Raw genomic sequence first — 23,358 nt, 5'->3', positions numbered from 1 at the left:
GCTGCTGGAACGCGAGGCGGGGGTGGTGCGGACCGGGCCGCACCACCCCCGAGTGCCTGCTTCCGCTTGGCCGGACGGCTCGGCGGCGGTCATGGCTCAGCGGTAGTTCACGAACTGGAGGGCGAAGTCGAAGTCCTTGCCCTTCAGCAGCGAGATGACGGCCTGCAGGTCGTCGCGGCTCTTCGAGCTGACCCGCAGCTCGTCGCCCTGCACCTGAGCCTTGACGCCCTTGGGGCCCTCGTCGCGGATGGTCTTGGCGACCTTCTTCGCGTTCTCCTGGGAGATGCCCTCCTGGATCGACGCGAAGATCTTGTACTCCTTGCCGGAGAGCTGCGGCTCGCCCGCCTCCAGTGCCTTCAGCGAGATGCCCCGCTTGATCAGCTTGGACTGGAAGATGTCGAGGATCGCCTTGACCCGCTCCTCGCCGCTCGCCTGCATCAGGATCTTCTCGCCCGACCACTCGATGGTCGCGCCGGTGCCCTTGAAGTCGTAGCGCTGCGAGATCTCCTTGGCGGCCTGGTTGAGGGCGTTGTCGACCTCCTGCCGCTCGACCTTCGAGACGATGTCGAAACTGGAGTCGGCCATGTCCTGTGGCTCCTTGTATCGGGTGGTGGGACGCACGGCCGGATGCCCGGACCGCACCGCAAAGCCTAGCCACCCGCACCCGCCGGAGGCGCTGATCAATCCGGTGGCGGAGCACCCCTGAGGATCAGGTATCGTTTACGTCGTTGCCACGGAGCACCGCACGAAAGCGGCTCCGGAGCGACATCCCATGGCGGTGTGCCCGAGTGGCCAATGGGAGCGGACTGTAAATCCGTCGGCTTAGCCTACCCAGGTTCGAATCCTGGCGCCGCCACGCTTGAGGAACCCCCCTCTGAACTGCGGAAACGTAGCTTCGAGGGGGGTTCTGCGTTGACGGACGACACGGTGCCCTCGATCTTCATGGAGAGGCGCACCTGCACGGCCCGGTTCCGCTCTCGACCCACACCTCGGCAGTCGCGGGAATCGGGCCACCCAACAGGTCGCGCATCCGGTCCGCCTTCGCCCGTGACTCCTTGGTCATCTCCAGGGTCAGCGCCTCGTGGGTGAGAAGACCGCGGTACCGGGTGACGGGGGTGGCGCTCAGGTTCTCCTCGCCGACCTGCTCGAACTCTCACCCATGGCGGCCTGCCGCAGCGGGTACTCGGGTGTGGGCGCGACTCCGGGAGGCGCGGTCGTGGCGCCTGCCGTTGGCGCGGCGCCGGTGCTGCCCGACTCCGCCTTGGCGCATCCGGTGGCGAGGAGCGCGGTGCAGAGGACGGTTGGTGCAAGGGCACGGCGCATGGCGGTGGAACTCCGGTTCATGTGCGGCGGGTGAGACAGTGCCGCCTGGTCATGTGCCACGCCCTCCGCGCTGACCAGCGTATCCACGGGTCAACAGCTCTCGTTGCGAGGGCGACACGCGACGCGGTCGACGAATCGGACGCCGACGGTTTCCATGCCCGTCTCCGTGAGCCGGCGCGGCCGGCACCCCCATGCCCGGTCGCCGTGCGGGCCGTTGCGGCCGGCCCGCTGACGAAGCGGCGTCTCGCCGCCGGGGCCGGCGGGTGCCTTGCCGCTGCGGGCCGACCGGTATCAGGGCGCGATGGGCAGCGCGCGCTTGTGGCCGGTGGCGCGGTAGCGGCGGACGATCGTGTCGAAGGCGCGTTCGTCGACCGGCTTGCCTTCCAGGAAGTCGTCGATGTCGTCGTAGGTGATCCCGAGCGCGTCCTCGTCCGCCTTGCCCGGGTCGAGGGTCTCCAGGTCGGCCGTCGGGGTCTTCCACACCAGCTCCGCGGGCGCACCCAGCGCGTCCGCGAGGGCGCGCACCCGGCGCTTGGTCAGACCGGTCAGTGGGACCAGGTCGGCGGCGCCGTCGCCGAACTTGGTGAAGAAGCCGGAGACCGCCTCGGCGGCGTGGTCGGTGCCGACGACCAGACCGTCGTGCGCCCCCGCCACCGCGTACTGGGCGATCATGCGCTGCCGGGCCTTGATGTTGCCGTGCACGAAGTCCCGGTGGTGGGCGTCGCGGAAGCTCACCTCGGCGGCCGGCAGGGCGGCGAGCGCGGCATCGCTCGCAGGCTTGATGTCCACGGTCAGCACGTGGTCGGCCCGGATGAAGGAGAGCGCGAGCTGGGCGTCGTGCTCGTCGGCTTGGACTCCGTACGGCAGCCGCATCGCATGGAACCGGGCCTCGTGCCCGGCTGCCCGGGCCCGCTCCACCGCGAGCTGGCAGAGCCGGCCGGTGGTGGTGGAGTCGACGCCGCCGCTGATGCCGAGGACGAGGGAGCGCAGGCCGGTGGAGGTCAGACGCTCGGCGAGGAAGGCCACCCGGCGTTCGATCTCGCGCTCCGCGTCGAAGGTCTCGGCGACGTCGAGTTCCCGGGCGATCTCCTGCTGCAGGGCGATGGACGCCGACCCGCTCACGTCTGCTCCTTGCTCCGGTCCACGTGTACTGCTGACGCGCCCACCCTACCCAGGGGGTTAGGGCGGACCGGGGCCGGACGGGCCGTACGCCCAACGACCCCATCGCCTCGCCCCGTGATCCGTGGTGGAACCACCGGCTCGAAGCTCCGTGAGCCGGCCTCGAAGCTCCGTGAGGCGGGCTCGGCGTCCCGTCGGAATACGGGGCGGGCGCCCGGCGCGCGTCCGGCCGGGCGCTCCGCCGCGAGGGCGCGGAGTTCGCCGCGGACGCGGCCAGGTAGCGGTGGCGGTCCGCGGTCCTCGTCGGGGAGGCTGCCGGTGCCGCGCCCGCCGCCTGTCGCCCGCGGCCTACGAAGCCCGCCGCCCGCGGCCCTGGGCTCCGCGTCGCCGCCGACGCTCAGCGGCCGGTGTCGCCCGCCGGCGTGGCAGGCCGCTGCTTCTCGGTGCGCCGGGCGTAGTAGCGGGCGATCGGCTCGGCGCTCAGTCCGTGGAGCACGATGCTCAGCATCACGGTGATCACCATGACCCGGGAGACGAAGTCCGCGCTCGCGTCCGGGAGCTCGATGACGGCCAGGGACCCGAAGACGATGGAGGTCACGCCTCTCGGCCCCATCCAGCCGAGGAAGAGCTTGTCCGCGCGGCTCATTCCCGCTCCCGTGAGGACGAGGAGCACGGGAACCATGCGGACCAGTGAGACGGCGAGCAGTGCGTAGAGGACGACCGTGGTCTGGAATCCCGGCCAGAAGGCGTTGTTGACGATCTGCCCGAAGATGAACCACAGCGCCAGGCTCAGGAGCGTGACCACGTCGTCCGTCAGCTCCACGGCCGTCTCGGGCAGTTCCCGTACTGCCGGGCCGAAGACAACGCCTGCGATGAAGGACGCGACGAATCCGTTTCCGCCGACCGCGCTGGAGAAGGTGTACGCCATCAACGGGACCGCGAGCACGCCCAGTCGCATCGCCGACGTCTGCGTCCAGCCCCGCGACCACGACTTGCGCAGCAGCCAGCCGGTCGTCCAGCCGACGGCGAGCCCGGTGGCGAGCGCCCAGCCGGCCGCTTCGACCGCCGTCAGCAGCGCGTCGCCGTAGTCGGCGTGCACATCGTGCGATTCGACGGCCACCGCGATGCACAGGAGGAAGACCGGCGACACGATGCCGTCGTTGAGGCCCCCCTCGACGTTGAGGACCTCGCGCAGCCGCACGGGGACCCGCTCGTCGCGGACGACGGACGCGGTGGGGGCGAGGTCCAGCGGGACGACGACGACCGCCAGCACCGCGATCAGCCATCCGGACTGACCGGGGAAGAGGAGGAGACCGGTCAGGAACGCGGCGCAGAGCGTCAACGGGAGCCCGCCGCCGAGGAGGCGGAGGACGATGCCCTTCTCACGGCCCAGGATCCTGCCGGGCACCTCGATGGCGTCGACGAACAGCAGCAGGGCCAGGATGACTTCCACCGCGTGTTCGAAGACGGTCGTCTCGAGCTCGAACCTCAGCGGAGGATTCGAGCCGGCGGTCAGGGCGATGCCCGCCGCCATCATCGCGATGGGCGCGGTGATGCTCCAGCGCGAAAGCCTGAGCGCCAGCAGCGACCAGACGAAGAGGATTCCCGCCATGACCGTGACGGCAAGCATGCGACCCCCGCTTTCCGTTACGCGCATCGCCCGGCTCGGAAACCGAGCTTAGGGCGGTCACTTCCCGCAGCCCTTGCCGACGGCGCCGGGGAATTCCGCCTTTTGCGACTCGGTCGGCACGGTGAACGTTCGAGACTCGTACTGAATTCGGTGTGAAGTCGGAGCCACAGAAAGGAGATTGGCGAGAGGAATTCGGGGAGCGGGTGGAGACGGCCGCGGGGTCGGCGGGTCGGGAAGCGCCGCAGCGGACCCGCCGGGCCGGATTCGCCGGGCGAACTCTGCCCGGGCGGGCTGTCAGTGGCGTCGCGTAGCCTCCGGGCGTGTTCCCGCTCCGGAGAGAAGAAGCCATCGGCCGCCGCCTGCCGTCCGCGCTGCCTCCCGGCAGACTCCTGGGCCCGCGCAGGCCGCGCCCCCACCACCCCGTCGTGTGGCTGAGCCGGGGGCCGGTGCCGGATCTCGCAGGCTGGTGGCGGCGGTTGTACGCGGACCGGCTCGGGTCCGGGTTCCATCCTCTGCTGCTGGAGTACGAGGACGACTCCCTGGAACCCACGCCCGTCGCCGCGTCAGTGCCGGACCCGTCCCCCCTCCCACAGGGCGCGGAAACCGACGCGGGCGCGGCCGACGTCACGGGCACGTCCGACGTCACGGGCGCGGCTGGGGTCCCGGGCGCGGCTGGGGTCCCGAGGCGTGATGCCGCCCCAGGGCAGGTCGCCGGCCCCGCCCCCGACCCGGACGCGCGGGCCTGGGAGCTCGCGCAGCGGCTGTGCCGGGAGGGGAGCGCCCGGAGCCTGGCGCTCGTGGAGGTGGGGCGGAGCGCAGATCTGCCCGCCGCCGTCGGCTGGCGGGGCCCGGCCAACCACGTGGACGCCGCCGGGCTGACCGCGGTGCTGCGCTCGTGGGAGGACCGGTTCGGGATACGCGTGGTGGGGTTCGAGCACAGCACGCTCCATGTGTCGGTCGCCTCCCCGCCGACGTCGTACGCCCGGGCCCGGGCCCTCGGCCAGGAGCACTACGCCCTCTGCCCGGATGTCTTCCACGAGTACCCGGAGGCGGACTGGGACGCCTACCCCTCGGAGCTCATGCACCTCGGGGACTGGCGGTTCTGGTGGGACTGAGCCCGGCGCGCCTGCCCCGTCCCGACGGCTCCGAACTGCGGGGACGAGGCGCGTACGCGGGGTTCCGAGTCGCCGGACCGGATCCGGCGGCCGACCATGGAGGGACAGCGCAGCCGGGGGCCTGTCGGTGGGAGACGCCAGTGGTGGACACCGATGTACTGATCGTGGGTGCCGGACCGGTGGGCCTGACCGCGGCCGCGGAGCTGCGGCGTCATGGAGCGCAATGCCGGATCGTCGACAGGCTCCCGGCCCGTCTTCCGTACGCCAAGGCCGTGGGGATCCAGCCCCGGACCCTGGAGATCTGGGACCGGATGGGCATGGGCCGCGAGGCCCTGGACGCCGCCGTGCCGATGCGCGGCCAGCTGCTGTACTCCGACGGCGCCGACCAGGGGCGCATCGACTTCCGCCTCCCGCCGGAGGTGCCCTATGGATTCGCGGCACTGCCGCAGTACGAGACCGAGCGCGTCATCGAGGAGCATCTGGCCCGGTTCGGCACCGGGATCGAGCGAGGCACGGAGCTGGTCTCGTTCAAGCAGGACACGGACGGCGTCCTCAGCCGGATCGTCACGGTCGACGGCGGGGAGGAGGAGGTCCGGTCGCGTTTCCTCGTCGGCTGCGACGGGGCGCACAGCATCGTGCGCAAGACGCTCCGACTCTCCTTCGTAGGCGCCGCCTTCCCCGAGGAGTACATGCTCGCGGACGTGGAGGTCGACTGGAGCCTGCCGCCGGGCTACGGCGTCCGCGTCATGCACCACGGGGACGACGGAGCCGTCGACGACCTGCTCGTCTGCATCCCGCTGCCGGGGCGCGGCCGCTACCGCATGTCCATGATGGTCCCGCCCGAACTCTCCGCCCGGAAGCCCGCGGGCGAGCAGGGCACCGGGGACGGTGTCGCGCACGGACTGGAGACCGGTCGGCGGGCACCGGGCATCGAGCACGTCCAGGCCGTCCTCGACCGGCTCTCGCCGGAGCCCACGACGGCCTCGGCCATGCGCTGGTCCTCCGTCTTCCGCATCAGCCACCGTCTGGTGAACAAGTACGCGGACGGCCGGGTCTTCATCGCCGGGGACGCAGCGCACATCCACCCGCCGACCGGCGCCCAGGGCATGAACACCGGTATCCAGGACGCCTGCAACCTCGCCTGGAAACTGGCTCTCACCGTGCGGGGCGCCGCGCATCCCCGCCTCCTCGACAGCTATGACGCCGAGCGCCGGCCCGTAGGCGAGGAGGTCGTGGGGCGTACGGTCCGGCACGCCTCCGAGGGTGTCCAGGCCGACCCCGACGACTTCACGACCGTCATGCTGCGCGAGGCCCAGTTGCTCGTCGCCTACCCCGACAGCCCCGTCGTCGGCCGGGGCACCCCGGGCCTGGAGGGGCCCGGCCCCGGCGACCGGGCGCCCGACTGCGGCGGCCTCACCGGGGGCATCTCCGCCGTCCCGCTGCGGCTGTACGACCTGCTGCGCGACCGCGGCCATGTGCTCCTCCTCCACGCCGATTCGGCCGACGGGCTCGGCGTGTGCGGTGAAGTCGCCTCCGGAATCCACCATCTGACGGACGGACAGGCGACCGCTCTGGTACTCCTCGCCCCGGACGCCGGAACGCACGCCGCCACGGGCACGGCGGCGGACTCGATGGGGAACGGAGCCGGGACCGCGGCGGCCGGCAGCGGCACCGGGGGCGCCGCGGAGGTAGTGGACTACGCGGAGATCGTGGACTACGCGACGGACGCGGACGGGAGGCATCTGCCCGCGTTCCTCGACAGCCGCGGCGAGTTCGCCCGCGCCTACCGCACCGCGGGCCCCGCGGCCTTCCTCGTGCGGCCGGACGGCTACCTGGGCGCGCGCGTGGCGCCGCTGGCCGTGCCCGGTGCGGTCGCCGCGCTGTCGGAGGAGCTGGCGCGGGTCTTCCGGCTGTAGGCGCGTGCGACCACGCCCGGCCCCGAGCCACCACGCCCGGCCCCGAGCGACCACGCCCGGCCCCGAGCGACCACGCCCGGCCCCGAGCGACCACGCCCGGCCCCGAGCGACCACGCCCGGCCCCGCGCGTCCGTCCGTCCGGTCCGAGTGGCCCGGCCGCGCTGACCGGCCCCCCGCCGGCCGGTCAGCCCCGTGGGCCCTGGTCCGCGCCCACGTTCGATGGTGTGGGGATCCGGTTCCCGAAGAAGTCGCGGACGACCCCGTCGGCGGCCGGCAGGCCTCGCGGTCTGCACGACGATGCCGTCGCCGCCGACGTCGGTCACCTCGTTGTGCTGGATCCGCAGTCCGGTGATCGCCTCCCAGCCGGTGCCTGGCCGATCGGGTGCACGGGCCTGCGGCCCCAGGTGGAGGAGATGCCGATGACGGTTTGGTCGGCCCGGCGGACGGTCGAGTCCACGATCCGTACGTCGTCGAAGCGGGCCGGTTCGGCCGAGCCGGTGACGGAGAAGGGGATGCCGCCGCTGGGTCGGGGTCCTTGAAGTCGGCGCCGCTGACGTCGTGCACGTCCACGCCGTCCACGACGTAGTGCCTGCCGGCCCCGTGGTCGGTCAGCCGGACCGAGCAGGCCCGCGCGGCGGCCGGTGGTGGTCGGTGCACCGGTGTTGGAGAGGTCGAGGTTGCGCAGCTCCCAGTCCTCGACGTCAGCAGCAGCACGGCTGCCCGGGCGCCGGCGCCTTCGATACGCCGTTTCGCGCCCCGGTCGCAAGCGTCGACCGAGATCGGCCGTGCGGCCGTGCCGGAACCGTGGGGCCGAGGCCCCGGCGCAGGTCCGGCCGCGCCGCAGCAGCAGCCGTCACCGGGGCCGTAGGTGGGCGAGGCCTTGGCGGGACTGCGCCGGGGCGTCGTCATTGGTGCCCGGGGAGGTGTCGCTGCCGTGGGGGCAGTCCAGGTGGTACGTGGTGCCGGACCTCCCGCGTGCGGCCGCCGCCGCAGGGAGGAGGCCTTCGGGACGCTTGGACCCGGCGAAGCGGAATCCGCCGGGACGACGGATCAGTAGGGGCCGTTCACGTTGTCGATGGACCCGTAGCGCTTGGCCGCGTAATTGCACGCCGCCGTAATATTCGCAATTGGGTCATAAATGTCCCACGAGGTGCCGTCCACGTGGTATGTCCGAAATGTGGGGTCAATGACCTGCATGAGGCCCTTGGACGGAATGCCCTTCTGGGCATTCGAATCCCAGAGGTTGATTGCGTAGAGATCGCCGCTCGATTCCCGCATCAGGTTGCGGCGGATTCCCTCGTAGCTGCCGGGGATTCCCTTGGCCTTCATGACCAGGAGGGAGTGCTTGATCCAGCCGTCGATCCGCTGTGCGCTGGCGGGAGCTGCGGAGGCCTCGGTCGGTGCGACGGCCGTGGTCACGCCGGTCATGACCGTGGCGGCGGCAACGCCGCCCACGAGGTACTTGGCGATCTTGGACGTCGCTCGCTGGGGGAGCAGGGAAAGCTGCATGACGCCGCCCTTTCACATGAATCTTGGGGTTCTGATCCCATGTAAGGCGGTTAATCAGGAATGGGGATTTCCGCCGGGGGGTTTCAGCATCCGAGTGAAGGCGGGCGACGGCAAGAGGCAATTCTGTGATTGGCACCACAAGGGGAATAAATGCGGGGTAAAGCGGGATGTGGTTCCCGTCACGTGCCAGATCGGGCAGGGCGGTGGGGGATCGGACTTCCCTAGGCGGACTCCGGGCGTGTGCACAACAATTTCCGCCGCGCGCTGCCGCGGGCGGTGCGGCGGGAAACCGGCGGGCCGCCGGAATCCGGTGATGGGCATACCGGATTCCGGCGCCAACGCGCTCTGTTGCGAATGCCGGTGACGACGACTCAGGAATTCACCACGGCGTGCGCGGCGGAGTTCCGGCCGTGCGCGGCGGGGGTCCGGCCACACACGGTGGTGCTCGCGTCGCGCCCGGCGACGGTCAATCGGCCAGGCGGAAGGCCAGCTCCGTCTCCCACCGGTCCATGTCCGGCTCGACGCGGGGATCCGTGAGGTACGACTCGACGCGGCACCCCCAGTGCTCCACCCCGCCCGGCCCCGCCGTCATCTCCCACTCCAGCCCCTGCTCCGCCGCCCACGCCCGCAGCCGGGTGATGGCGTCGAACAGCTTGTCGGGATGGCCGTGGTGCGTCAGCGTCCCGTAGCGGCCCGCCGGGAGCGTGCCGACGGCGATGTCGCCCTCGGGGGCCGGCGCGGAGTCGACGGGGACACCCGCCTCGACGTCCGACTCGCCGTCCATGTCGACGGTGTGGAAGCGGAAGAACGGCGGCCCCGCCGGGACGGCGCCGTGCGAGGCAAGCCAGGCGAAGATCTCGGGCAGCCGGTCGGCGATGACGGCGAAGCCGTCCATGCGGACGGAACGCCTGACGGCCACGTAGGTCTGCTCGGGCCGTTCCACGGCGGTGGGGTGATGGTGCGCGGTTTCGCTCATGGGAGGGCGGACCGCGAGGGTGGCCGAAAATCATCGGTCGCCCCGTGGTCGTTGCCGTACAGCCCCCGCGGGTCTGTCGCACGGGTCGTTCCCGTACCCGGTGGCCGACCGGCCGCGCCCACCGCCCGGCCTGCCGTGACCCGTTCGGCCTGCCGTGACCGTCCGTCCCTGCCGGGCCGGCCCGGCAGGGACGCCATCGGCCGTGACGCGGGCGTCAGTTGCCCGCGACCGCCTTCACCGCGACCGCGACCGGGACGTTGCCGCTGATCACGTCGAGTACCAGCCCCGCCGTCGCCGACGTCTCCAGCAGTTCTGCGATCACCGCGGCCACGTCGTCCCGGGGGATCGTCCCGCGCCCGGCGCCGGCCTCCAGCCGGACCAGCCCGGTGCCGGCGTCGTTCGTCAGCATTCCGGGGCGCAGGATCGTCCAGTCCAGCGTCTCCTTGTCCCTGATGTACGCGTCCGCCTCGCCCTTCATCCGCAGGTAGACGTCGAACACCTCGTCGCCCCGGTGCTCGGGGTCGCCGCCCATGGTGGAGACGACGATGTGCCGTCGCACGCGGGCCCGTTCGGCCGCGTCGGCGAAGAGGATCGCGGAGTCCCGGTCCACCGTCTTCTTCCGCTCGGTACCGCTCCCCGGCCCGGCGCCCGCCGCGAACACCGCGGCGTCCGCGCCCTGGAGCACCGCGGCCACCTCTTCCACCGAGGCGGACTCCAGGTCCAGCAGGCACGGTTCCGCACCGGCCTCCCGCAGGTCGTCACCGTGCTCCGGTTTCCGGATGATGCCCACCGGCTCGTGCCCGCTCGCCGCGAGCAGCCGCTCCAGGCGCATCGCGATCTGGCCGTGTCCTCCAGCGATGACTATGCGCATGCTCCCGACCGTACGCCCGTCCGATGCGAGGCGCGCGCGACGGCCGTGGTCCCGGGCGCCGGTTTCGGCCACCGCCCGGGACCGGCTTCCCGGCGCGCCTTCCTGCCCGCCGCGGGGCCCCGGAGCACGGCGTCCGCCCCGTCCGCCGGCGCGCTCGGTCCCCCAGCGTCCGCGGGCCCGTTCGGCCGCGTCGGCCGGACCAGCCGCCGATCGGGCCGGCCTAGTCAGGACCTCGGACCGACCCGCCGAACCTCGGCCGCCGGCCGTGCCGGCGGCTCCGCGGAGCAGGCCCGGGATCGGTCCGCGCCCGACCCGCCTCACGGCCTCGGGTCGGGCCGTCCCTGGCGCGGCAGCTCCAGCGCCACCGCCGCCGCCGAGTCGCAGTACTCCCGTACCGCGCTGGTGCGTGCCACCACACGCCCCCGGTGGATGACGATCCGGCTGTACGCCAGCGAGAGGACACCCGCGAGGCGTTCGCCGCGGACCGCGAGGAGCTCCGCGGGGAAGCCGGCCTCCACCCGTACTTCCGGCAGACCCATCGCCTCCCGGGCCGCCGCGCTGACCGCGTCGTACGCGTCGGCGACCCGAAGGCCGCCCTGGGAGGCGAGCAGGAACGCCGCCTCCAGCGGGTCGCCGCGGCCCACCGGATTCGCCACGTCCCGCATCGCGCCGCCGCCCGCGGCGACGGGCACTCCCGCGGCGCGCAGCAGCCTTACGGGAGCGACGCCGCGCAGTTCGGAGCCCGGGCAGCCGCCCTGCGGCAGGCACACGACCGTGACCCCGGCGGCGGCCAGCTGGTCCGCCGACCGGGACGCCACATCGGCGGGCAGCCGGGCCAGACCGGCGCACGGGCCGATCGACACACCGGGGCGCAGGCCCCCGGCCATGGCGGCGAGCCGGGCCAGCCGCGCCGGATCGTCGCCGTCGGTGTGGAGGTCGACGGGGCAGCCGTGCTCCGCGGCGGCCTCCAGCACCGCCTCGGTGTAGCCCGTCGGATCGGGGTCGGCGTCCGGGCTGCCTCCCACCACGGACGCGCCCGCCTTCAGCGCGTCCCGCAGCATCGCGAGTCCGTCCGCGCCCGCCAGGCCGGTGAGCAGCCGAGGCACGGCGACGGTGGTCACCTCCGCGAGTCCGCGCAGCGCCCGCCGCGCCTCCAGCACGGCCTCCAGCGGGCCGAGCTCCTGCACATCGCCGATCCGCACGTGCGAACGCAGCGCCGTCGCCCCGTGCCCGAGCTGGAGCAACGCGGCCTCGGTGGCCCGTCGCTGCACGTCCTCTGTGCCGTACGACACGGGCCCCTCCGGCGCGAGCGCGGTGAGCGCGGTGTCGGCGTGGGCGTGCGGCTCGGCGGGCGCGGGCAGCAGCAGATAGCCGCCGAGGTCCACGCGCGCGGAGTGCGTCTTCGGCACGGCGCTGAGGCTGCCGGCGGTGCCGACGGCCTCGATGCGTGCGCCGCTCAGCCGCACGTCGACCGTGCGGCCGTCGGTGAGCCGGGCACCGCACAGGAGCAGCGTGGTGCTGTCCGCGGTGGTGCCGTCGGGCGGCTGCGCCTGGCTGTCGGGCATCGCGCTCCTGATGGGCGGAGGAGTGGCCTGGGGCCCGCGGGACGATCAAGATCACCCGGCGTGTGCCGAGCCTAGGGGCGGCCCGACCGCGCATCGAGGAGGAGCGCAATAGTCGTACCGGTGTGACCACGAGTGGCGTACGGGAACGGGCGCGGCGGGGAGCCGGCGGCGCCCTCGTGACACGGCCGGGAGGCCGCTCGGCCGGTACGCGACGAAGGTGGCCAACGTGGCCCGTAAACGGATTTGGGCGATCGGCGGCCGACCGTGTAATGTCTTCATCGCTCGCCCCAATAGCTCAGTCGGCAGAGCGTCTCCATGGTAAGGAGAAGGTCTACGGTTCGATTCCGTATTGGGGCTCTGATGTTGGATGTTCCTCGCCTTCGGGCGGGGGGATCCTTCATCGAAGCGGTGTAGCTCAGTCGGTAGAGCAAGCGGCTCATAATCGCTGTGTCACCGGTTCAAGTCCGGTCACCGCTACACACAGTAGCCGATTGTGGGGTCGGTCCTCCGATCGGCTACTCTTTTCTGCGTTCAATCCTTCCATCCGTCCAAGGAGCACTCACGTGGCTGCCACCGACGTCCGCCCGAAGATCACGCTGGCCTGCGTGGAGTGCAAGGAGCGGAACTACATCACCAAGAAGAACCGGCGCAACAACCCGGACCGTCTTGAGATGAAGAAGCACTGCCCGCGCTGCAACGCGCACACCGCGCACCGCGAGACGCGCTGAATCAGGCTCGATTGCGAGGCCGTCCCCACCCGGGGGCGGCCTCGCGTCGTTTGTCGCGGGGTTACCGGCGAGTTCCGGTGGCACCGGCCAGAAATGGAAAACAGGAGGTAGCGAGTCCATGGCGCTCGACCAGTCCTTCGTCGGGCGGACCTATCCGCCCACCGCGCCGTACGAGGTCGGCCGGGAGAAGATCCGGGAGTTCGCGGAGGCGATCGGTGACGCCAACCCCGCCTACACGGACCCCGAAGCCGCCAAGCAGTTCGGCCACTCGGACGTGATCGCCCCGCCGACCTTCGTGTTCGCCATCACGTTCAAGGCGGCGGGACAGGTCGTCCAGGACCCCCAGCTGGGCCTGGACTACAGCCGTGTGGTGCACGGCGACCAGAAGTTCGCCTACACCCGGCCGGTGCGGGCGGGGGACCGGCTGACGGTCACCTCCACCATCGAGGCGATCAAGTCGCTGGCGGGCAACGACATCCTGGACATCCGCGGCGAGGTGCACGACGAGGCCGGGGAGCACGTCGTCACCGCGTGGACCAAGCTGGTGGCGCGCGCCGCCGAGGAGGGCTGACCCGATGGCGGCGAAGATCGCATACGAGGACGTCGAGGTCGGCACCGAACTGCCGGCGGGGACCTTCCCGGTGACCCGGGCGACTCTGGTGCAGTACGCGGGCGCTTCCGGGGATTTCAACCCGATCCACTGGAACGAGACGTTCGCCACGCAGGTCGGCCTGCCCGACGTGATCGCGCACGGCATGCTCACGATGGCCGAGGCGGCGCGCGTCGTGACCGACTGGGTGGGCGACCCGGGCGCGGTGGTGGAGTACGGCGTCCGCTTCACCAAGCCGGTGGTCGTGCCCAACGACGACCAGGGCGCGGTCATCGAGGTCAGCGGCAAGGTCGCGGCCAAGCTGGAGGACAACCGGGTGCGCGTCGACCTGACGGCGGTCTCGGCCGGCCAGAAGGTGCTGGGCATGTCCCGGGCGGTCGTCCGGCTCGCCTGACGGGCCATCGGTCCCGGCGCCCCGGAGCTTCCCACGGCTCCGGGGCGCACGTGCTCCGCGCCCCCGCCGCTCCGTGACGCGGTGGCTCCCGGCCGGCTGCCGGCCGCAGCCCGCGACTGCGCCGGGACTCCCGGCAGCCTCGCAGTCGTCCAACGACGTCTTCCCCTCCTCGATCCACATCGCCGCGACGGCGGCCGTGGTCCGCGTGACGGGCACTCCCGACGCGGAAGCCGCGTGACGGCGCTCCCCCAGGGACGACACGTGACCGGCACTCCCCGCGCGGACGGCGGCGTGAGACCGGACACATCCCGTGCCGCGACGCGTCCCCACCCTCTCCCCGATCCGTCGGGGCCGGGCCGCACCGCGACGCTTCCCGCCCCCGCCCCGACGCCCCCGGCCGCTCCCCGGCCGGGACGGCCCGGACCGTACCCTTGTCCCCGTGCTGGAACTCCATGACGCGCCCCTCGCCCCGCTGACCACCTTCCGTCTGGGTGGTCCGGCCACCCGACTCGTCACGGCCACCACCGACGACGAGGTGATCGCCGCCGTCCGCGAGGCGGACGCGGCGGGGACCCCGCTGCTGCTCATCGGCGGCGGCAGCAACCTGGTGATCGGGGACAAGGGGTTCGACGGCACCGCCCTGCGCATCGCCACCACCGGCTTCCGCCTGGAGGGGGAGGAGCTGGAGCTCGCCGCGGGCGAGGTGTGGACCGACGCAGTGGCTCGCACCGTCGAGGCCGGGCTCGCCGGACTGGAATGCCTCGCCGGCATCCCCGGCTCGGCCGGCGCCACCCCGATCCAGAACGTCGGGGCGTACGGCCAGGAGGTCTCCGGCACCATCACCGAGGTCGTCGCCTACGACCGGCGCACCGGCGGGACGGTCACCGTGCCGAACGCCGACTGCGGCTTCTCCTACCGCCACAGCCGCTTCAAGGCCGACCCCGACCGCTACGTGGTGCTGCGCGTCCGGTTCCGGCTGGAGGACGCGGGGGGCCTGTCCGCCCCCATCAGGTACGCCGAGACCGCGCGGGTGCTCGGGGTCGAGCCGGGCGACCGGGTGCCGGCGGAGGCGGCCCGCGAGGCGGTGCTGAAGCTGCGCGCCGGCAAGGGCATGGTGCTGGACCCCGAGGACCACGACACCTGGTCGGCCGGTTCCTTCTTCACCAACCCGATCCTGACGACGGCCGAGTACGAGGCCTTCCTCGGCCGGGCGAGGGACCGGCTCGGCGAGGACGTCGCCCCGCCCGCCTACCCGGCCGGTGACGGGCACACCAAGACCTCCGCCGCCTGGCTCATCGACAAGGCCGGCTTCACCAAGGGCTACGGCAGCGGCCCCGCCCGGATCTCCACCAAGCACACCCTGGCCCTCACCAACCGCGGCGAGGCGACCACCGAGGACCTGCTCGCGCTCGCCCGCGAGGTGGTCGCCGGGGTCCGCGACGCCTTCGGGGTCACCCTCGTCAACGAGCCGGTGACGGTCGGCGTCAGCCTCTGAGAACGCCCGGGGCGGCCTGCTCCTTCCAGGGCGGTCCCGGGGCCGGCCCGCGACCCGCGGGGCCGTCACCCGCGGGCGCGGGGACGACGCCACCCGGCGGCCGTCCCCCGCGCCGGGCCCGAGGGCTCAGTCCTTCAGCCACTCGTCGATCCCGGTGAGCAGACCGTCGCGCACGTCCTGCGGTGCCGCCGAGGCGCGGACCGACTGGCGGGCCAGCTCGGCCAGCTCCTCGTCGGTGAAGCCGTGATGGCGTCGGGCGATCTCGTACTGGGCCGCCAGCCGCGAGCCGAAGAGCAGGGGGTCGTCCGCGCCCAGTGCCATCGGCACACCCGCGTCCCACAGCGTCCTCAGGGGTACGTCCTCGGGCTTCTCGTACACCCCGAGGGCCACGTTCGACGCGGGGCAGACCTCGCACGTCACACCGCGCTCCGCCAGCTTGCGCAGCAGCCGCGGGTCCTCGGCGGCGCGGACCCCGTGGCCGATCCTGGAGGCGTGGAGATCGTCCAGACAGTCCCGCACGGAGAACGGGCCGGTCAGCTCGCCGCCGTGTGGGGCCGCCAGGAGACCGCCGTCACGGGCGATCGCGAACGCACGGTCGAAGTCCCTCGCCATACCCCGGCGCTCGTCGTTCGAGAGTCCGAAACCGACCACCCCGCGGTCGGCGTAGCGCACGGCCAGCCTGGCCAGCGTGCGGGCGTCCAGCGGATGCTTCATCCGGTTGGCGGCGACCACGACCCGCATCCCCAGCCCGGTCTCCCGCGCCGCCTCCTCCACGGAGTCGAGGATGATCTCCAGGGCGGGGATCAGCCCGCCCAGCATCGGGGCGTACGAGGTCGGGTCGACCTGGATCTCCAGCCAGCCGGAACCGTCCCTGACGTCCTCCTGGGCCGTCTCCCGCACCAGCCTCCGGATGTCCTCCGGCTCGCGCAGGCAGGACCGCGCCATGTCGTAGAGCCGCTGGAAGCGGAACCAGCCCCGCTCGTCCGTCGCCCGGAGCTTCGGCGGCTCGCCGCCGGTCAGCGCGTCGGGGAGGTGCACGCCGTGTTTGTCGGCGAGCTCCAGCAGGGTGCCGGGCCGCATCGACCCGGTGAAGTGCAGATGCAGATGGGCCTTGGGCAGCAGGCTGAGATCGCGTACTCGCTCCATTGAAGGATCTTGCCGCAGACACCGGCCGTCCGGCAGCCCCTTTCCCCGATCGGGTTCCTGCCCGAACGAAGAACCGCCTCCGCGCGGACGCGCCGCAGGACGCGGAACGGGCCCCGGCCGTACGGCCGGGGCCCGCCCCTCGCTTCGTCCGGTGGGGACCGAACCTCAGTCCCGTGCCTCCGCCAGGAGCTTCTGCATGCGCGACACACCCTCGACCAGGTCCTCGTCGCCCAGCGCGTAGGAGAGCCGCAGGTAGCCCGGTGTGCCGAACGCCTCGCCGGGGACGACCGCGACCTCGGCCTCCTCCAGGATCAGCGCCGCGAGCTCCACGGAGGTCTGCGGCCGCTGCCCGCGGATCGCCTTGCCCAGCAGGCCCTTCACCGACGGGTACGCGTAGAAGGCGCCCTCGGGCTCCGGGCAGACCACGCCGTCGATCTCGTTGAGCATCCGCACGATGGTCTGCCGGCGGCGGTCGAACGCCTCACGCATCTTCGCGACCGCGTCCAGGTCGCCGGAGACCGCGGCGAGCGCGGCGACCTGCGCCACGTTCGAGACGTTGGAGGTGGCGTGCGACTGCAGGTTGGTCGCGGCCTTGACGACGTCCTTCGGGCCGACGATCCAGCCCACCCGCCAGCCGGTCATCGCGTACGTCTTCGCCACTCCGTTGACCACGATGCACTTGTCGCGCAGCTCGGGCACCAGCGCGGGGACCGAGGTGAACTTCGCGTCGCCGTAGACCAGGTGCTCGTAGATCTCGTCCGTCAGCACCCACAGACCGTGCTCCAGCGCCCAGCGGGCGATCGCCTCGGTGTCCGCCTCGCTGTAGACCGCGCCGGTCGGGTTGGACGGGGAGACGAACAGCACGACCTTCGTCTTCTCCGTACGGGCCGCCTCCAGCTGCTCCACGGAGACCCGGTAGCCGGTGGTCTCGTCCGCGACGACCTCCACCGGGACACCGCCGGCCAGCCGGATCGACTCCGGGTAGGTCGTCCAGTACGGCGCGGGGACGATGACCTCGTCGCCCGGGTCCAGGATCGCCGCGAAGGCCTCGTAGATCGCCTGCTTGCCGCCGTTGGTCACCAGCACCTGCGCGGGGTCGACCTCGTAGCCCGAGTCGCGGAGGGTCTTCTCCGCGATCGCCTTCTTCAGCTCGGGAAGGCCGCCGGCCGGGGTGTAGCGGTGGTACTTCGGGTTCCTGCAGGCCTCGATCGCGGCCTCGACGATGTAGTCCGGGGTCGGGAAGTCCGGCTCGCCCGCGCCGAAACCGATCACAGGACGACCGGCGGCCTTGAGGGCCTTGGCCTTGGCGTCGACGGCGAGGGTCGCGGACTCGGAGATCGCGCCGATACGGGCGGAGACCCGGCGCTCGGTGGGAGGAGTTGCAGCGCTCATAGGGCCATCGTCCCAGAACGCGAAGCGCCCGGGCACAGGGGTTTCGCGGGTCGGACCGCGGCTGACAGGGTCCGGACAGAACGCGGACAGGAACCGCCTGGAAGCTATCTGTTCGACGCACGGCTTCCGACCACGTACACTCACTCGTCGTTGGCCCTCACGGACCACCACCGCCGATGCGGTAGGTTTGGGGGGAACCACAAAGGGTCGTAGCTCAATTGGTAGAGCACTGGTCTCCAAAACCAGCGGTTGGGGGTTCAAGTCCCTCCGGCCCTGCTACACACACCTTCGCCAGGATGTGTGCGCATGTACGTACTTCGATGCATAGCCGTGCGGCTCGACCGGGCGCGGCACGGCCACGACCCGGAATCAGGTGAGAGACGTGACGGACGCCGTGGGCTCCATCGACATGCCTGATGCCGAGGACGAGGCGCCCGAGTCCCGTAAGAAGACCCGTAAGGGTGGCAAGCGCGGGAAGAAGGGCCCCCTGGGCCGCCTCGCGCTGTTCTACCGGCAGGTCGTCGCCGAGCTGCGCAAGGTCGTCTGGCCGACGCGCAGCCAGCTGACGACGTACACGACCGTGGTGATCGTCTTCGTCGTCATCATGATCGGTCTTGTGACCGTGATCGACTATGGCTTCCAGGCAGCCGTCAAGTACGTCTTCGGCTGATCCCGCGGAGGGCGCCTGACCGGCGCCTTTTTCGCATGTTCCACCCCATCTGTATCCAGGAAGAAGCAGCCACCGTGTCTGACCCGAACCTGAACGACGCCGTTGAGCCGAGCGACAGCCTCGAGTCCGCTGAGGACACGCTCGACATCGTCGAGGCGGCGGACTCCGTCGACCCGGACCAGGCGGAGGCTGCGGACGCCGCTGCGGGCGAGCCCGCCGAGCAGGCCGCGATCCACGTGGACGAGGACGCCGAGGCCGTGGCCGAGGTCGACGAGGACGCCGAGGCCGTCGAGGCCGTGGCCGACGAGGAGCCGGCCGAGGAGGCCGAGCCCGAGGCTCCGGCCGACCCCGTCGCCGCACTCCGCGACGAGCTGCGCGGGCTGCCCGGCGAGTGGTACGTGATCCACACCTACGCGGGCTACGAGAAGCGCGTGAAGGCCAACCTGGAGCAGCGCGCCGTCTCGCTGAACGTCGAGGACTTCATCTACCAGGCCGAGGTGCCCGAGGAAGAGATCGTCCAGATCAAGAACGGCGAGCGCAAGAACGTCCGGCAGAACAAGCTGCCCGGCTACGTGCTCGTCCGGATGGACCTGACGAACGAGTCCTGGGGCGTCGTCCGCAACACCCCCGGTGTCACCGGCTTCGTCGGCAACGCCTACGACCCGTACCCGCTGACCCTGGACGAGATCGTCAAGATGCTCGCCCCGGAGGCGGAGGAGAAGGCGGCCCGCGAGGCGGCCGAGGCCGAGGGCAAGCCGGCGCCGGCCCGCAAGGTCGAGGTCCAGGTGCTGGACTTCGAGGTCGGCGACTCGGTCACCGTCACCGACGGTCCGTTCGCCACCCTGCAGGCCACGATCAACGAGATCAACCCCGACTCGAAGAAGGTCAAGGGCCTCGTCGAGATCTTCGGCCGCGAGACCCCGGTCGAGCTGAGCTTCGACCAGATCCAGAAGAACTGACGGATCGACCCACAGGTTCCGACCAGGTCAGAACGGCCCCCGCGGCTGTTCTGACCTGCTCGGTTTTCAGCCGCACAGTGGTACCCGCTATCGTGGTGCGGTATGCCTCCATCCGGACGATCGGGTGGAAGTCATGCAGTTTCAGCAAACTCTCAACTGGACCCGGAGAGAGCGAATGCCTCCCAAGAAGAAGAAGGTCACGGGGCTTATCAAGCTCCAGATCCAGGCCGGCGCGGCCAACCCGGCTCCGCCGGTCGGCCCCGCGCTGGGTCAGCACGGCGTCAACATCATGGAGTTCTGCAAGGCCTACAACGCCGCGACCGAGTCGCAGCGTGGCATGGTCGTGCCGGTGGAGATCACGGTCTACGAGGACCGTTCCTTCACCTTCATCACCAAGACTCCGCCGGCCGCCAAGCTGATCCTCAAGGCCGCGGGCGTGGGCAAGGGCTCCGGCGAGCCGCACAGGACCAAGGTCGGCAAACTGACGCGCGACCAGGTCCGCGAGATCGCCACCACCAAGATGCCCGACCTGAACGCCAACGACCTGGACTCCGCCGAGAAGATCATCGCCGGCACCGCCCGTTCCATGGGCATCACGGTCGAGGGCTGATCAGCTCCCCGAGACCTCAGTGGCAGGGCCACGCGCCGGCCCGTACCACGAACTCCACGCCTGAAACACCACAGGAGAAGAAGTGAAGCGCAGCAAGGCTCTCCGCAACGCGGACGCCAAGGTCGACCGGGAGCGCAACTACGCCCCGCTCGAGGCCGTCCGTCTTGCGAAGGACACCGCCAGCACCAAGTTCGACGGCACCGTCGAGGTCGCCTTCCGCCTGGGCGTCGACCCGCGCAAGGCCGACCAGATGGTCCGTGGCACCGTGAACCTTCCGCACGGCACCGGCAAGACCGCCCGGGTCCTGGTCTTCGCGACCGGTGACCGTGCTGCGGCCGCGGAGGCCGCGGGCGCCGACATCGTCGGCTCCGACGAACTGATCGACGAGGTCTCGAAGGGCCGTCTGGACTTCGACGCCGTCGTCGCCACCCCGGACCTCATGGGCAAGGTCGGCCGCCTCGGCCGCGTGCTCGGTCCCCGTGGTCTGATGCCGAACCCGAAGACCGGCACCGTCACCATGGACGTCGCCAAGGCCGTCACCGACATCAAGGGCGGCAAGATCGAGTTCCGGGTCGACAAGCACTCGAACCTGCACTTCATCATCGGCAAGGTCTCCTTCGACGAGACCAAGCTGGTGGAGAACTACGCCGCGGCGCTGGAGGAGATCCTCCGTCTGAAGCCGTCCGCCGCGAAGGGCCGCTACATCAAGAAGGCGACCCTGACCACCACCATGGGTCCCGGCATCCCGCTGGACTCGAACCGCACCCGCAACCTCCTCGTCGAGGAGGACCCGGCCGCGGTCTGAGCCTGACGGCTCACGCACGGTGAGACCGGCCCCCGCTCCTCTTCCCGAGGCGCGGGGGCCGGTTTTTTCGTACGACGGTGTCAGTGCGGTGCGTTACCGTGCAGTTGACTTCACGGACGCAACAGAACAGAAAAACAGGGGTGGGGATTCATGAGCATGTCGGCGTGGAAGCGCGCAGGCGTCTCCCTGACGGCCGTGGCCGTCGTCGTCGGTGTCGCGGGCTGTCAGGACGGTGACGGGGGCGGGAAGAAGAAGGCCGCGGACTCCCCGCAGTCCGCCGTCCAGTCGCAGGGCGAGATCACCAAGGTCATCCAGGCCGCCTACAAGAAGACGTCGGACGCCAAGTCCGCCAAGGTCCGCATGACCATGACCATGCCGGCCGGCCTGGAGGGCGGCGGCACGATGGAGATGTCCGGTGTACAGGGCTGGGACCCGGGTGTGCTGGACGTCACCATGAAGGGTTCCATGCTCACCGCGGGCGACCCGGACGCGCCTTCCCAGGTGCGCATGGTCATGGTGGACGAAGCCATGTACATGGAGATGGGCGCCAAGCAGGCCGCCGAGATGGACGGCAAGCGCTGGATGAAGCTGGACCTCAAGGCCGCCGCCGAGGCGAGCGGTGACAAGGCGCTCCAGAAGCAGATGACCGGCAGCCTGGAGAACCTGAACCAGGACCCGGCCCAGCAGCTCGCCCTGCTGCTCGGCTCGCCGAGCATCAAGCACATCGGCGCGGAGAAGGTCGACGGCGTCGAGGCGCAGCACTACAAGGGCACGCTGACCCTCCAGGAGATGGTCGACGCCAACAAGTCCTTCGACGTGCTCTCCGCGGAGGACCGCAAGAAGCTGGTCGCCAACGTCAAGAAGGCCGGCATCACGGGCTATGACACCGAGGTCTGGGTCAACGAGGACGACTACCCGGTCAAGATGGTCGTCGGCATGAAGATGCCGCAGGGCACGATGAACATGACGGCGAACTACTCCGACTACGGCTCCGCGGCCGCGGTCGAGGCGCCGCCGGCGAAGGACACCTTCGACCTGTTCGAGATGCTCAAGGAGCTGGAGCGCTCGGGCGCGGGGAGCGGCGCCGGCCTGGACGGCTGAGCGGTCCCCTACGGCCCCGGACGGGGTGGCCCGGCAGATCCTGCCGCCCGCCCCTCCGAGGGTCCGGCCGGTCCGGACGCCCGATTTGCTTGACGCCGATCCGTTCGCGTAGTCTTCCCCGGAAGCCAAAGACCGCTGGTCGTTGCCGTGCCCGTCAGGGTTTCGGCGGCCGAAGGATCCGCTAGCTGCGGACGACCCGCGCAGGTGACTGTGGATGAAGCTCCCGGACGTTCGTTCGGTCGAGCCACGCCCCGTGCGCCTGCGCCGGGGCGTTTCGTTTTGCCCAGCCTCCTTCCTTCAGCCCATGCGGTCCGAATCACCCGGAAGGAGGCCGAGGCTCATGGCGAGGCCCGACAAGTCCACCGCGGTCGCCGAGCTGACGGACAAGTTCCGCAGCTCGAGCGCCGCCGTGCTGACCGAGTACCGCGGTCTCACCGTTGCGCAGCTCAAGCAGCTGCGTCGTTCGCTCGGTGAGAACGCCCAGTACGCCGTGGTGAAGAACACGCTGACCAAGATTGCGGCCAACGAGGCCGGGATCACCTCGCTCGACGACCAGTTCGCTGGTCCGACGGCGGTCGCCTTCATCACCGGTGACCCGGTGGAGTCGGCGAAGGGTCTTCGTGACTTCGCCAAGGAGAACCCGAACCTCATCATCAAGGGCGGTGTCCTTGACGGCAAGGCGCTGTCCGCCGATGAGATCAAGAAGCTTGCGGACCTCGAGTCCCGCGAGGTTCTGCTCGCCAAGCTGGCGGGTGCCTTCAAGGGCAAGCAGACGCAGACTGCTCAGCTCTTCCAGGCGCTCCCGTCGAAGCTCGTCCGCACCGTGGACGCTCTTCGCGCCAAGCAGGCCGAGCAGGGCGGTGCCGAGTAATTCGGCTCGCGCATTGATCCGCGCCGCCTAGCGCGCGGGTCGCAGCGGGCCCAACGTACGCCCGCCGACATGTACACCCGGCACCAGCCGATTTAGTGGAAGGACCGCCATCATGGCGAAGCTGTCTCAGGAAGACCTGCTCGCGCAGTTCGAGGAGATGACCCTCATCGAGCTCTCCGAGTTCGTGAAGGCGTTCGAGGAGAAGTTCGACGTCACCGCCGCCGCCGCGGTCGCCGTCGCGGGCCCGGCCGGTCCGGCCGCCGCCGCCGAGGCCGTCGAGGAGCAGGACGAGTTCGACGTCATCCTCACCGGTGCCGGCGACAAGAAGATCCAGGTCATCAAGGTCGTGCGTGAGCTGACCTCCCTGGGCCTGAAGGAGGCCAAGGACCTCGTCGACGGCGCCCCGAAGCCGGTCCTCGAGAAGGTCAACAAGGAGGCCGCCGACAAGGCCGCCGAGGCCCTCAAGGGCGCCGGTGCCGCTGTCGAGGTCAAGTGACCTTGGGAGTCTTCTGACTCTCGCGCTGTAACGCGCACACACTGAAGGGCGATCATC

22 protein-coding genes and 4 tRNA genes are annotated in these 23,358 nt (G+C 71.1%); 17 read left to right on the top strand and 9 right to left on the bottom strand.

All coding sequences use genetic code 11. The features are described 5' to 3' along the window. Positions 1–96 precede the first annotated feature (96 nt). The gene (locus BLT82_RS19390; RefSeq protein WP_093656471.1) at positions 97–585 is read right to left on the bottom strand and encodes a YajQ family cyclic di-GMP-binding protein; all 489 of its coding nucleotides are present in this window, start codon (positions 583–585) and stop codon (positions 97–99) included. 189 nt (positions 586–774) lie between these two features. Between BLT82_RS19390 and BLT82_RS19385 the strand changes: the two genes are divergently transcribed. After that, positions 775–856, top strand: a tRNA-Tyr gene (locus BLT82_RS19385). A 758-nt stretch (positions 857–1,614) separates the two neighbouring features. On the opposite strand, the gene nadE is transcribed toward BLT82_RS19385, so the two are convergent. Then, a complete protein-coding gene (nadE, locus tag BLT82_RS19380) occupies positions 1,615–2,445 on the bottom strand; it encodes an ammonia-dependent NAD(+) synthetase (protein ID WP_093656469.1) in 831 nt (276 codons plus the stop codon). A gap of 394 nt (positions 2,446–2,839) precedes the next feature. Next, the gene (locus tag BLT82_RS19375) at positions 2,840–4,072 is read right to left on the bottom strand and encodes a cation:proton antiporter domain-containing protein (protein WP_093656467.1); all 1,233 of its coding nucleotides are present in this window, start codon (positions 4,070–4,072) and stop codon (positions 2,840–2,842) included. Positions 4,073–4,392: 320 nt separating this feature from the next. Here BLT82_RS19375 and BLT82_RS19370 point away from each other — a divergent pair, with 320 nt between their 5' ends. Both BLT82_RS19370 and BLT82_RS19365 read left to right on the top strand, forming a co-directional pair. Continuing rightward, a complete protein-coding gene (locus BLT82_RS19370) occupies positions 4,393–5,187 on the top strand; it encodes a DUF4253 domain-containing protein (RefSeq protein ID WP_093656465.1) in 795 nt (264 codons plus the stop codon). A 140-nt stretch (positions 5,188–5,327) separates the two neighbouring features. Next, a complete protein-coding gene (locus BLT82_RS19365) occupies positions 5,328–7,103 on the top strand; it encodes an FAD-dependent monooxygenase (RefSeq protein WP_093656463.1) in 1,776 nt (591 codons plus the stop codon). A 1,050-nt stretch (positions 7,104–8,153) separates the two neighbouring features. Here BLT82_RS19365 and BLT82_RS19355 read toward each other — a convergent pair. From BLT82_RS19355 to BLT82_RS19340, 4 genes are all read right to left on the bottom strand, one after another. Continuing rightward, the gene (locus BLT82_RS19355; RefSeq protein ID WP_093656459.1) at positions 8,154–8,612 is read right to left on the bottom strand and encodes a transglycosylase SLT domain-containing protein; all 459 of its coding nucleotides are present in this window, start codon (positions 8,610–8,612) and stop codon (positions 8,154–8,156) included. A 466-nt stretch (positions 8,613–9,078) separates the two neighbouring features. Next, on the bottom strand, positions 9,079–9,588 hold the full coding sequence (locus BLT82_RS19350) for a GyrI-like domain-containing protein (RefSeq protein WP_093656457.1): 510 nt from the start codon (positions 9,586–9,588) through the stop codon (positions 9,079–9,081). A 214-nt stretch (positions 9,589–9,802) separates the two neighbouring features. Continuing rightward, entirely contained in the window at positions 9,803–10,459 is a 657-nt protein-coding gene (locus BLT82_RS19345) for an SDR family oxidoreductase (RefSeq protein ID WP_093656545.1), read from the bottom strand. Between the two features lie 317 nt (positions 10,460–10,776). Next, positions 10,777–12,024 carry an amidohydrolase family protein gene (locus BLT82_RS19340; RefSeq protein ID WP_093656455.1) on the bottom strand — a complete coding sequence of 416 codons (1,248 nt, stop codon included), beginning with the start codon at positions 12,022–12,024 and terminating at the stop codon, positions 10,777–10,779. A gap of 284 nt (positions 12,025–12,308) precedes the next feature. Here BLT82_RS19340 and BLT82_RS19335 point away from each other — a divergent pair. The 6 genes from BLT82_RS19335 to BLT82_RS19310 all read left to right on the top strand — a co-directional run bounded on the left by BLT82_RS19335 (position 12,309) and on the right by BLT82_RS19310 (position 15,251). Further along, positions 12,309–12,381, top strand: a tRNA-Thr gene (locus tag BLT82_RS19335). Between the two features lie 47 nt (positions 12,382–12,428). Continuing rightward, positions 12,429–12,501: transfer RNA gene (locus BLT82_RS19330), tRNA-Met, on the top strand. An 86-nt stretch (positions 12,502–12,587) separates the two neighbouring features. After that, positions 12,588–12,752 (top strand): 50S ribosomal protein L33, encoded by a 165-nt coding sequence (rpmG, locus tag BLT82_RS19325; RefSeq protein WP_003948671.1) that lies wholly within the window; start codon positions 12,588–12,590, stop codon positions 12,750–12,752. Positions 12,753–12,870: 118 nt separating this feature from the next. Next, the gene (locus tag BLT82_RS19320; RefSeq protein WP_093656451.1) at positions 12,871–13,323 is read left to right on the top strand and encodes a MaoC family dehydratase N-terminal domain-containing protein; all 453 of its coding nucleotides are present in this window, start codon (positions 12,871–12,873) and stop codon (positions 13,321–13,323) included. 4 nt (positions 13,324–13,327) lie between these two features. Next, the gene (locus BLT82_RS19315) at positions 13,328–13,756 is read left to right on the top strand and encodes a MaoC family dehydratase (RefSeq protein ID WP_093656450.1); all 429 of its coding nucleotides are present in this window, start codon (positions 13,328–13,330) and stop codon (positions 13,754–13,756) included. A gap of 439 nt (positions 13,757–14,195) precedes the next feature. Then, positions 14,196–15,251 (top strand): UDP-N-acetylmuramate dehydrogenase, encoded by a 1,056-nt coding sequence (locus tag BLT82_RS19310; RefSeq protein ID WP_093656447.1) that lies wholly within the window; start codon positions 14,196–14,198, stop codon positions 15,249–15,251. 126 nt (positions 15,252–15,377) lie between these two features. Here the strand turns inward: BLT82_RS19310 and BLT82_RS19305 are convergent, their stop codons facing one another. Next, on the bottom strand, positions 15,378–16,397 hold the full coding sequence (locus BLT82_RS19305; RefSeq protein WP_093656445.1) for an adenosine deaminase: 1,020 nt from the start codon (positions 16,395–16,397) through the stop codon (positions 15,378–15,380). A gap of 165 nt (positions 16,398–16,562) precedes the next feature. Next, a complete protein-coding gene (locus BLT82_RS19300; protein WP_093656443.1) occupies positions 16,563–17,789 on the bottom strand; it encodes a pyridoxal phosphate-dependent aminotransferase in 1,227 nt (408 codons plus the stop codon). Between the two features lie 203 nt (positions 17,790–17,992). Between BLT82_RS19300 and BLT82_RS19295 the strand changes: the two genes are divergently transcribed. The 8 genes from BLT82_RS19295 to rplL all read left to right on the top strand — a co-directional run bounded on the left by BLT82_RS19295 (position 17,993) and on the right by rplL (position 23,301). Beyond that, positions 17,993–18,065, top strand: a tRNA-Trp gene (locus tag BLT82_RS19295). A gap of 106 nt (positions 18,066–18,171) precedes the next feature. Beyond that, the gene (gene secE, locus BLT82_RS19290) at positions 18,172–18,459 is read left to right on the top strand and encodes a preprotein translocase subunit SecE (protein WP_093656441.1); all 288 of its coding nucleotides are present in this window, start codon (positions 18,172–18,174) and stop codon (positions 18,457–18,459) included. Positions 18,460–18,533: 74 nt separating this feature from the next. Next, complete coding sequence (gene nusG, locus BLT82_RS19285; protein WP_093656439.1) at positions 18,534–19,418, top strand: transcription termination/antitermination protein NusG; 885 nt, start codon at positions 18,534–18,536, stop codon at positions 19,416–19,418. 175 nt (positions 19,419–19,593) lie between these two features. Continuing rightward, positions 19,594–20,028, top strand: coding sequence for a 50S ribosomal protein L11 (gene rplK, locus BLT82_RS19280; RefSeq protein WP_093656437.1), 435 nt, complete (start codon positions 19,594–19,596; stop codon positions 20,026–20,028). 82 nt (positions 20,029–20,110) lie between these two features. Then, complete coding sequence (rplA, locus tag BLT82_RS19275) at positions 20,111–20,833, top strand: 50S ribosomal protein L1 (RefSeq protein ID WP_093656435.1); 723 nt, start codon at positions 20,111–20,113, stop codon at positions 20,831–20,833. Positions 20,834–20,989: 156 nt separating this feature from the next. Then, positions 20,990–21,934 carry an SCO4651 family lipoprotein gene (locus BLT82_RS19270; protein ID WP_093656433.1) on the top strand — a complete coding sequence of 315 codons (945 nt, stop codon included), beginning with the start codon at positions 20,990–20,992 and terminating at the stop codon, positions 21,932–21,934. Between the two features lie 340 nt (positions 21,935–22,274). Then, positions 22,275–22,805: a 50S ribosomal protein L10 gene (gene rplJ / locus BLT82_RS19265; protein ID WP_093656431.1), complete on the top strand. Its 531-nt coding sequence runs from the start codon at positions 22,275–22,277 to the stop codon at positions 22,803–22,805. Positions 22,806–22,917: 112 nt separating this feature from the next. After that, positions 22,918–23,301, top strand: coding sequence for a 50S ribosomal protein L7/L12 (gene rplL, locus BLT82_RS19260; RefSeq protein WP_093656429.1), 384 nt, complete (start codon positions 22,918–22,920; stop codon positions 23,299–23,301). Positions 23,302–23,358: the final 57 nt, after the last annotated feature.

Source organism: Streptomyces wuyuanensis (assembly GCF_900103455.1).
GTDB lineage: Bacteria > Actinomycetota > Actinomycetes > Streptomycetales > Streptomycetaceae > Streptomyces > Streptomyces wuyuanensis.
The sequence above is the reverse complement of the archived record's forward strand: the minus strand, read 5'-3'. Positions and strand labels throughout refer to the sequence as shown.

Excerpts from the sequence above, each read along its gene's own strand:
- rplK (WP_093656437.1), top strand. The coding sequence starts at position 19,594 with ATGCCTCCCAAGAAGAAGAAGGTCACGGGGCTTATCAAGCTCCAGATC.
- rplJ (WP_093656431.1), top strand. The coding sequence starts at position 22,275 with ATGGCGAGGCCCGACAAGTCCACCGCGGTCGCCGAGCTGACGGACAAG.
- BLT82_RS19375 (WP_093656467.1), bottom strand. The coding sequence starts at position 4,072 with ATGCTTGCCGTCACGGTCATGGCGGGAATCCTCTTCGTCTGGTCGCTG.
- BLT82_RS19340 (WP_093656455.1), bottom strand. The coding sequence starts at position 12,024 with ATGCCCGACAGCCAGGCGCAGCCGCCCGACGGCACCACCGCGGACAGC.
- BLT82_RS19270 (WP_093656433.1), top strand. The coding sequence starts at position 20,990 with ATGTCGGCGTGGAAGCGCGCAGGCGTCTCCCTGACGGCCGTGGCCGTC.
- BLT82_RS19320 (WP_093656451.1), top strand. The coding sequence starts at position 12,871 with ATGGCGCTCGACCAGTCCTTCGTCGGGCGGACCTATCCGCCCACCGCG.
- BLT82_RS19355 (WP_093656459.1), bottom strand. The coding sequence starts at position 8,612 with ATGCAGCTTTCCCTGCTCCCCCAGCGAGCGACGTCCAAGATCGCCAAG.
- BLT82_RS19315 (WP_093656450.1), top strand. The coding sequence starts at position 13,328 with ATGGCGGCGAAGATCGCATACGAGGACGTCGAGGTCGGCACCGAACTG.
- BLT82_RS19390 (WP_093656471.1), bottom strand. The coding sequence starts at position 585 with ATGGCCGACTCCAGTTTCGACATCGTCTCGAAGGTCGAGCGGCAGGAG.
- BLT82_RS19300 (WP_093656443.1), bottom strand. The coding sequence starts at position 17,789 with ATGAGCGCTGCAACTCCTCCCACCGAGCGCCGGGTCTCCGCCCGTATC.
- BLT82_RS19345 (WP_093656545.1), bottom strand. The coding sequence starts at position 10,459 with ATGCGCATAGTCATCGCTGGAGGACACGGCCAGATCGCGATGCGCCTG.
- BLT82_RS19305 (WP_093656445.1), bottom strand. The coding sequence starts at position 16,397 with ATGGAGCGAGTACGCGATCTCAGCCTGCTGCCCAAGGCCCATCTGCAT.
- rplL (WP_093656429.1), top strand. The coding sequence starts at position 22,918 with ATGGCGAAGCTGTCTCAGGAAGACCTGCTCGCGCAGTTCGAGGAGATG.
- BLT82_RS19350 (WP_093656457.1), bottom strand. The coding sequence starts at position 9,588 with ATGAGCGAAACCGCGCACCATCACCCCACCGCCGTGGAACGGCCCGAG.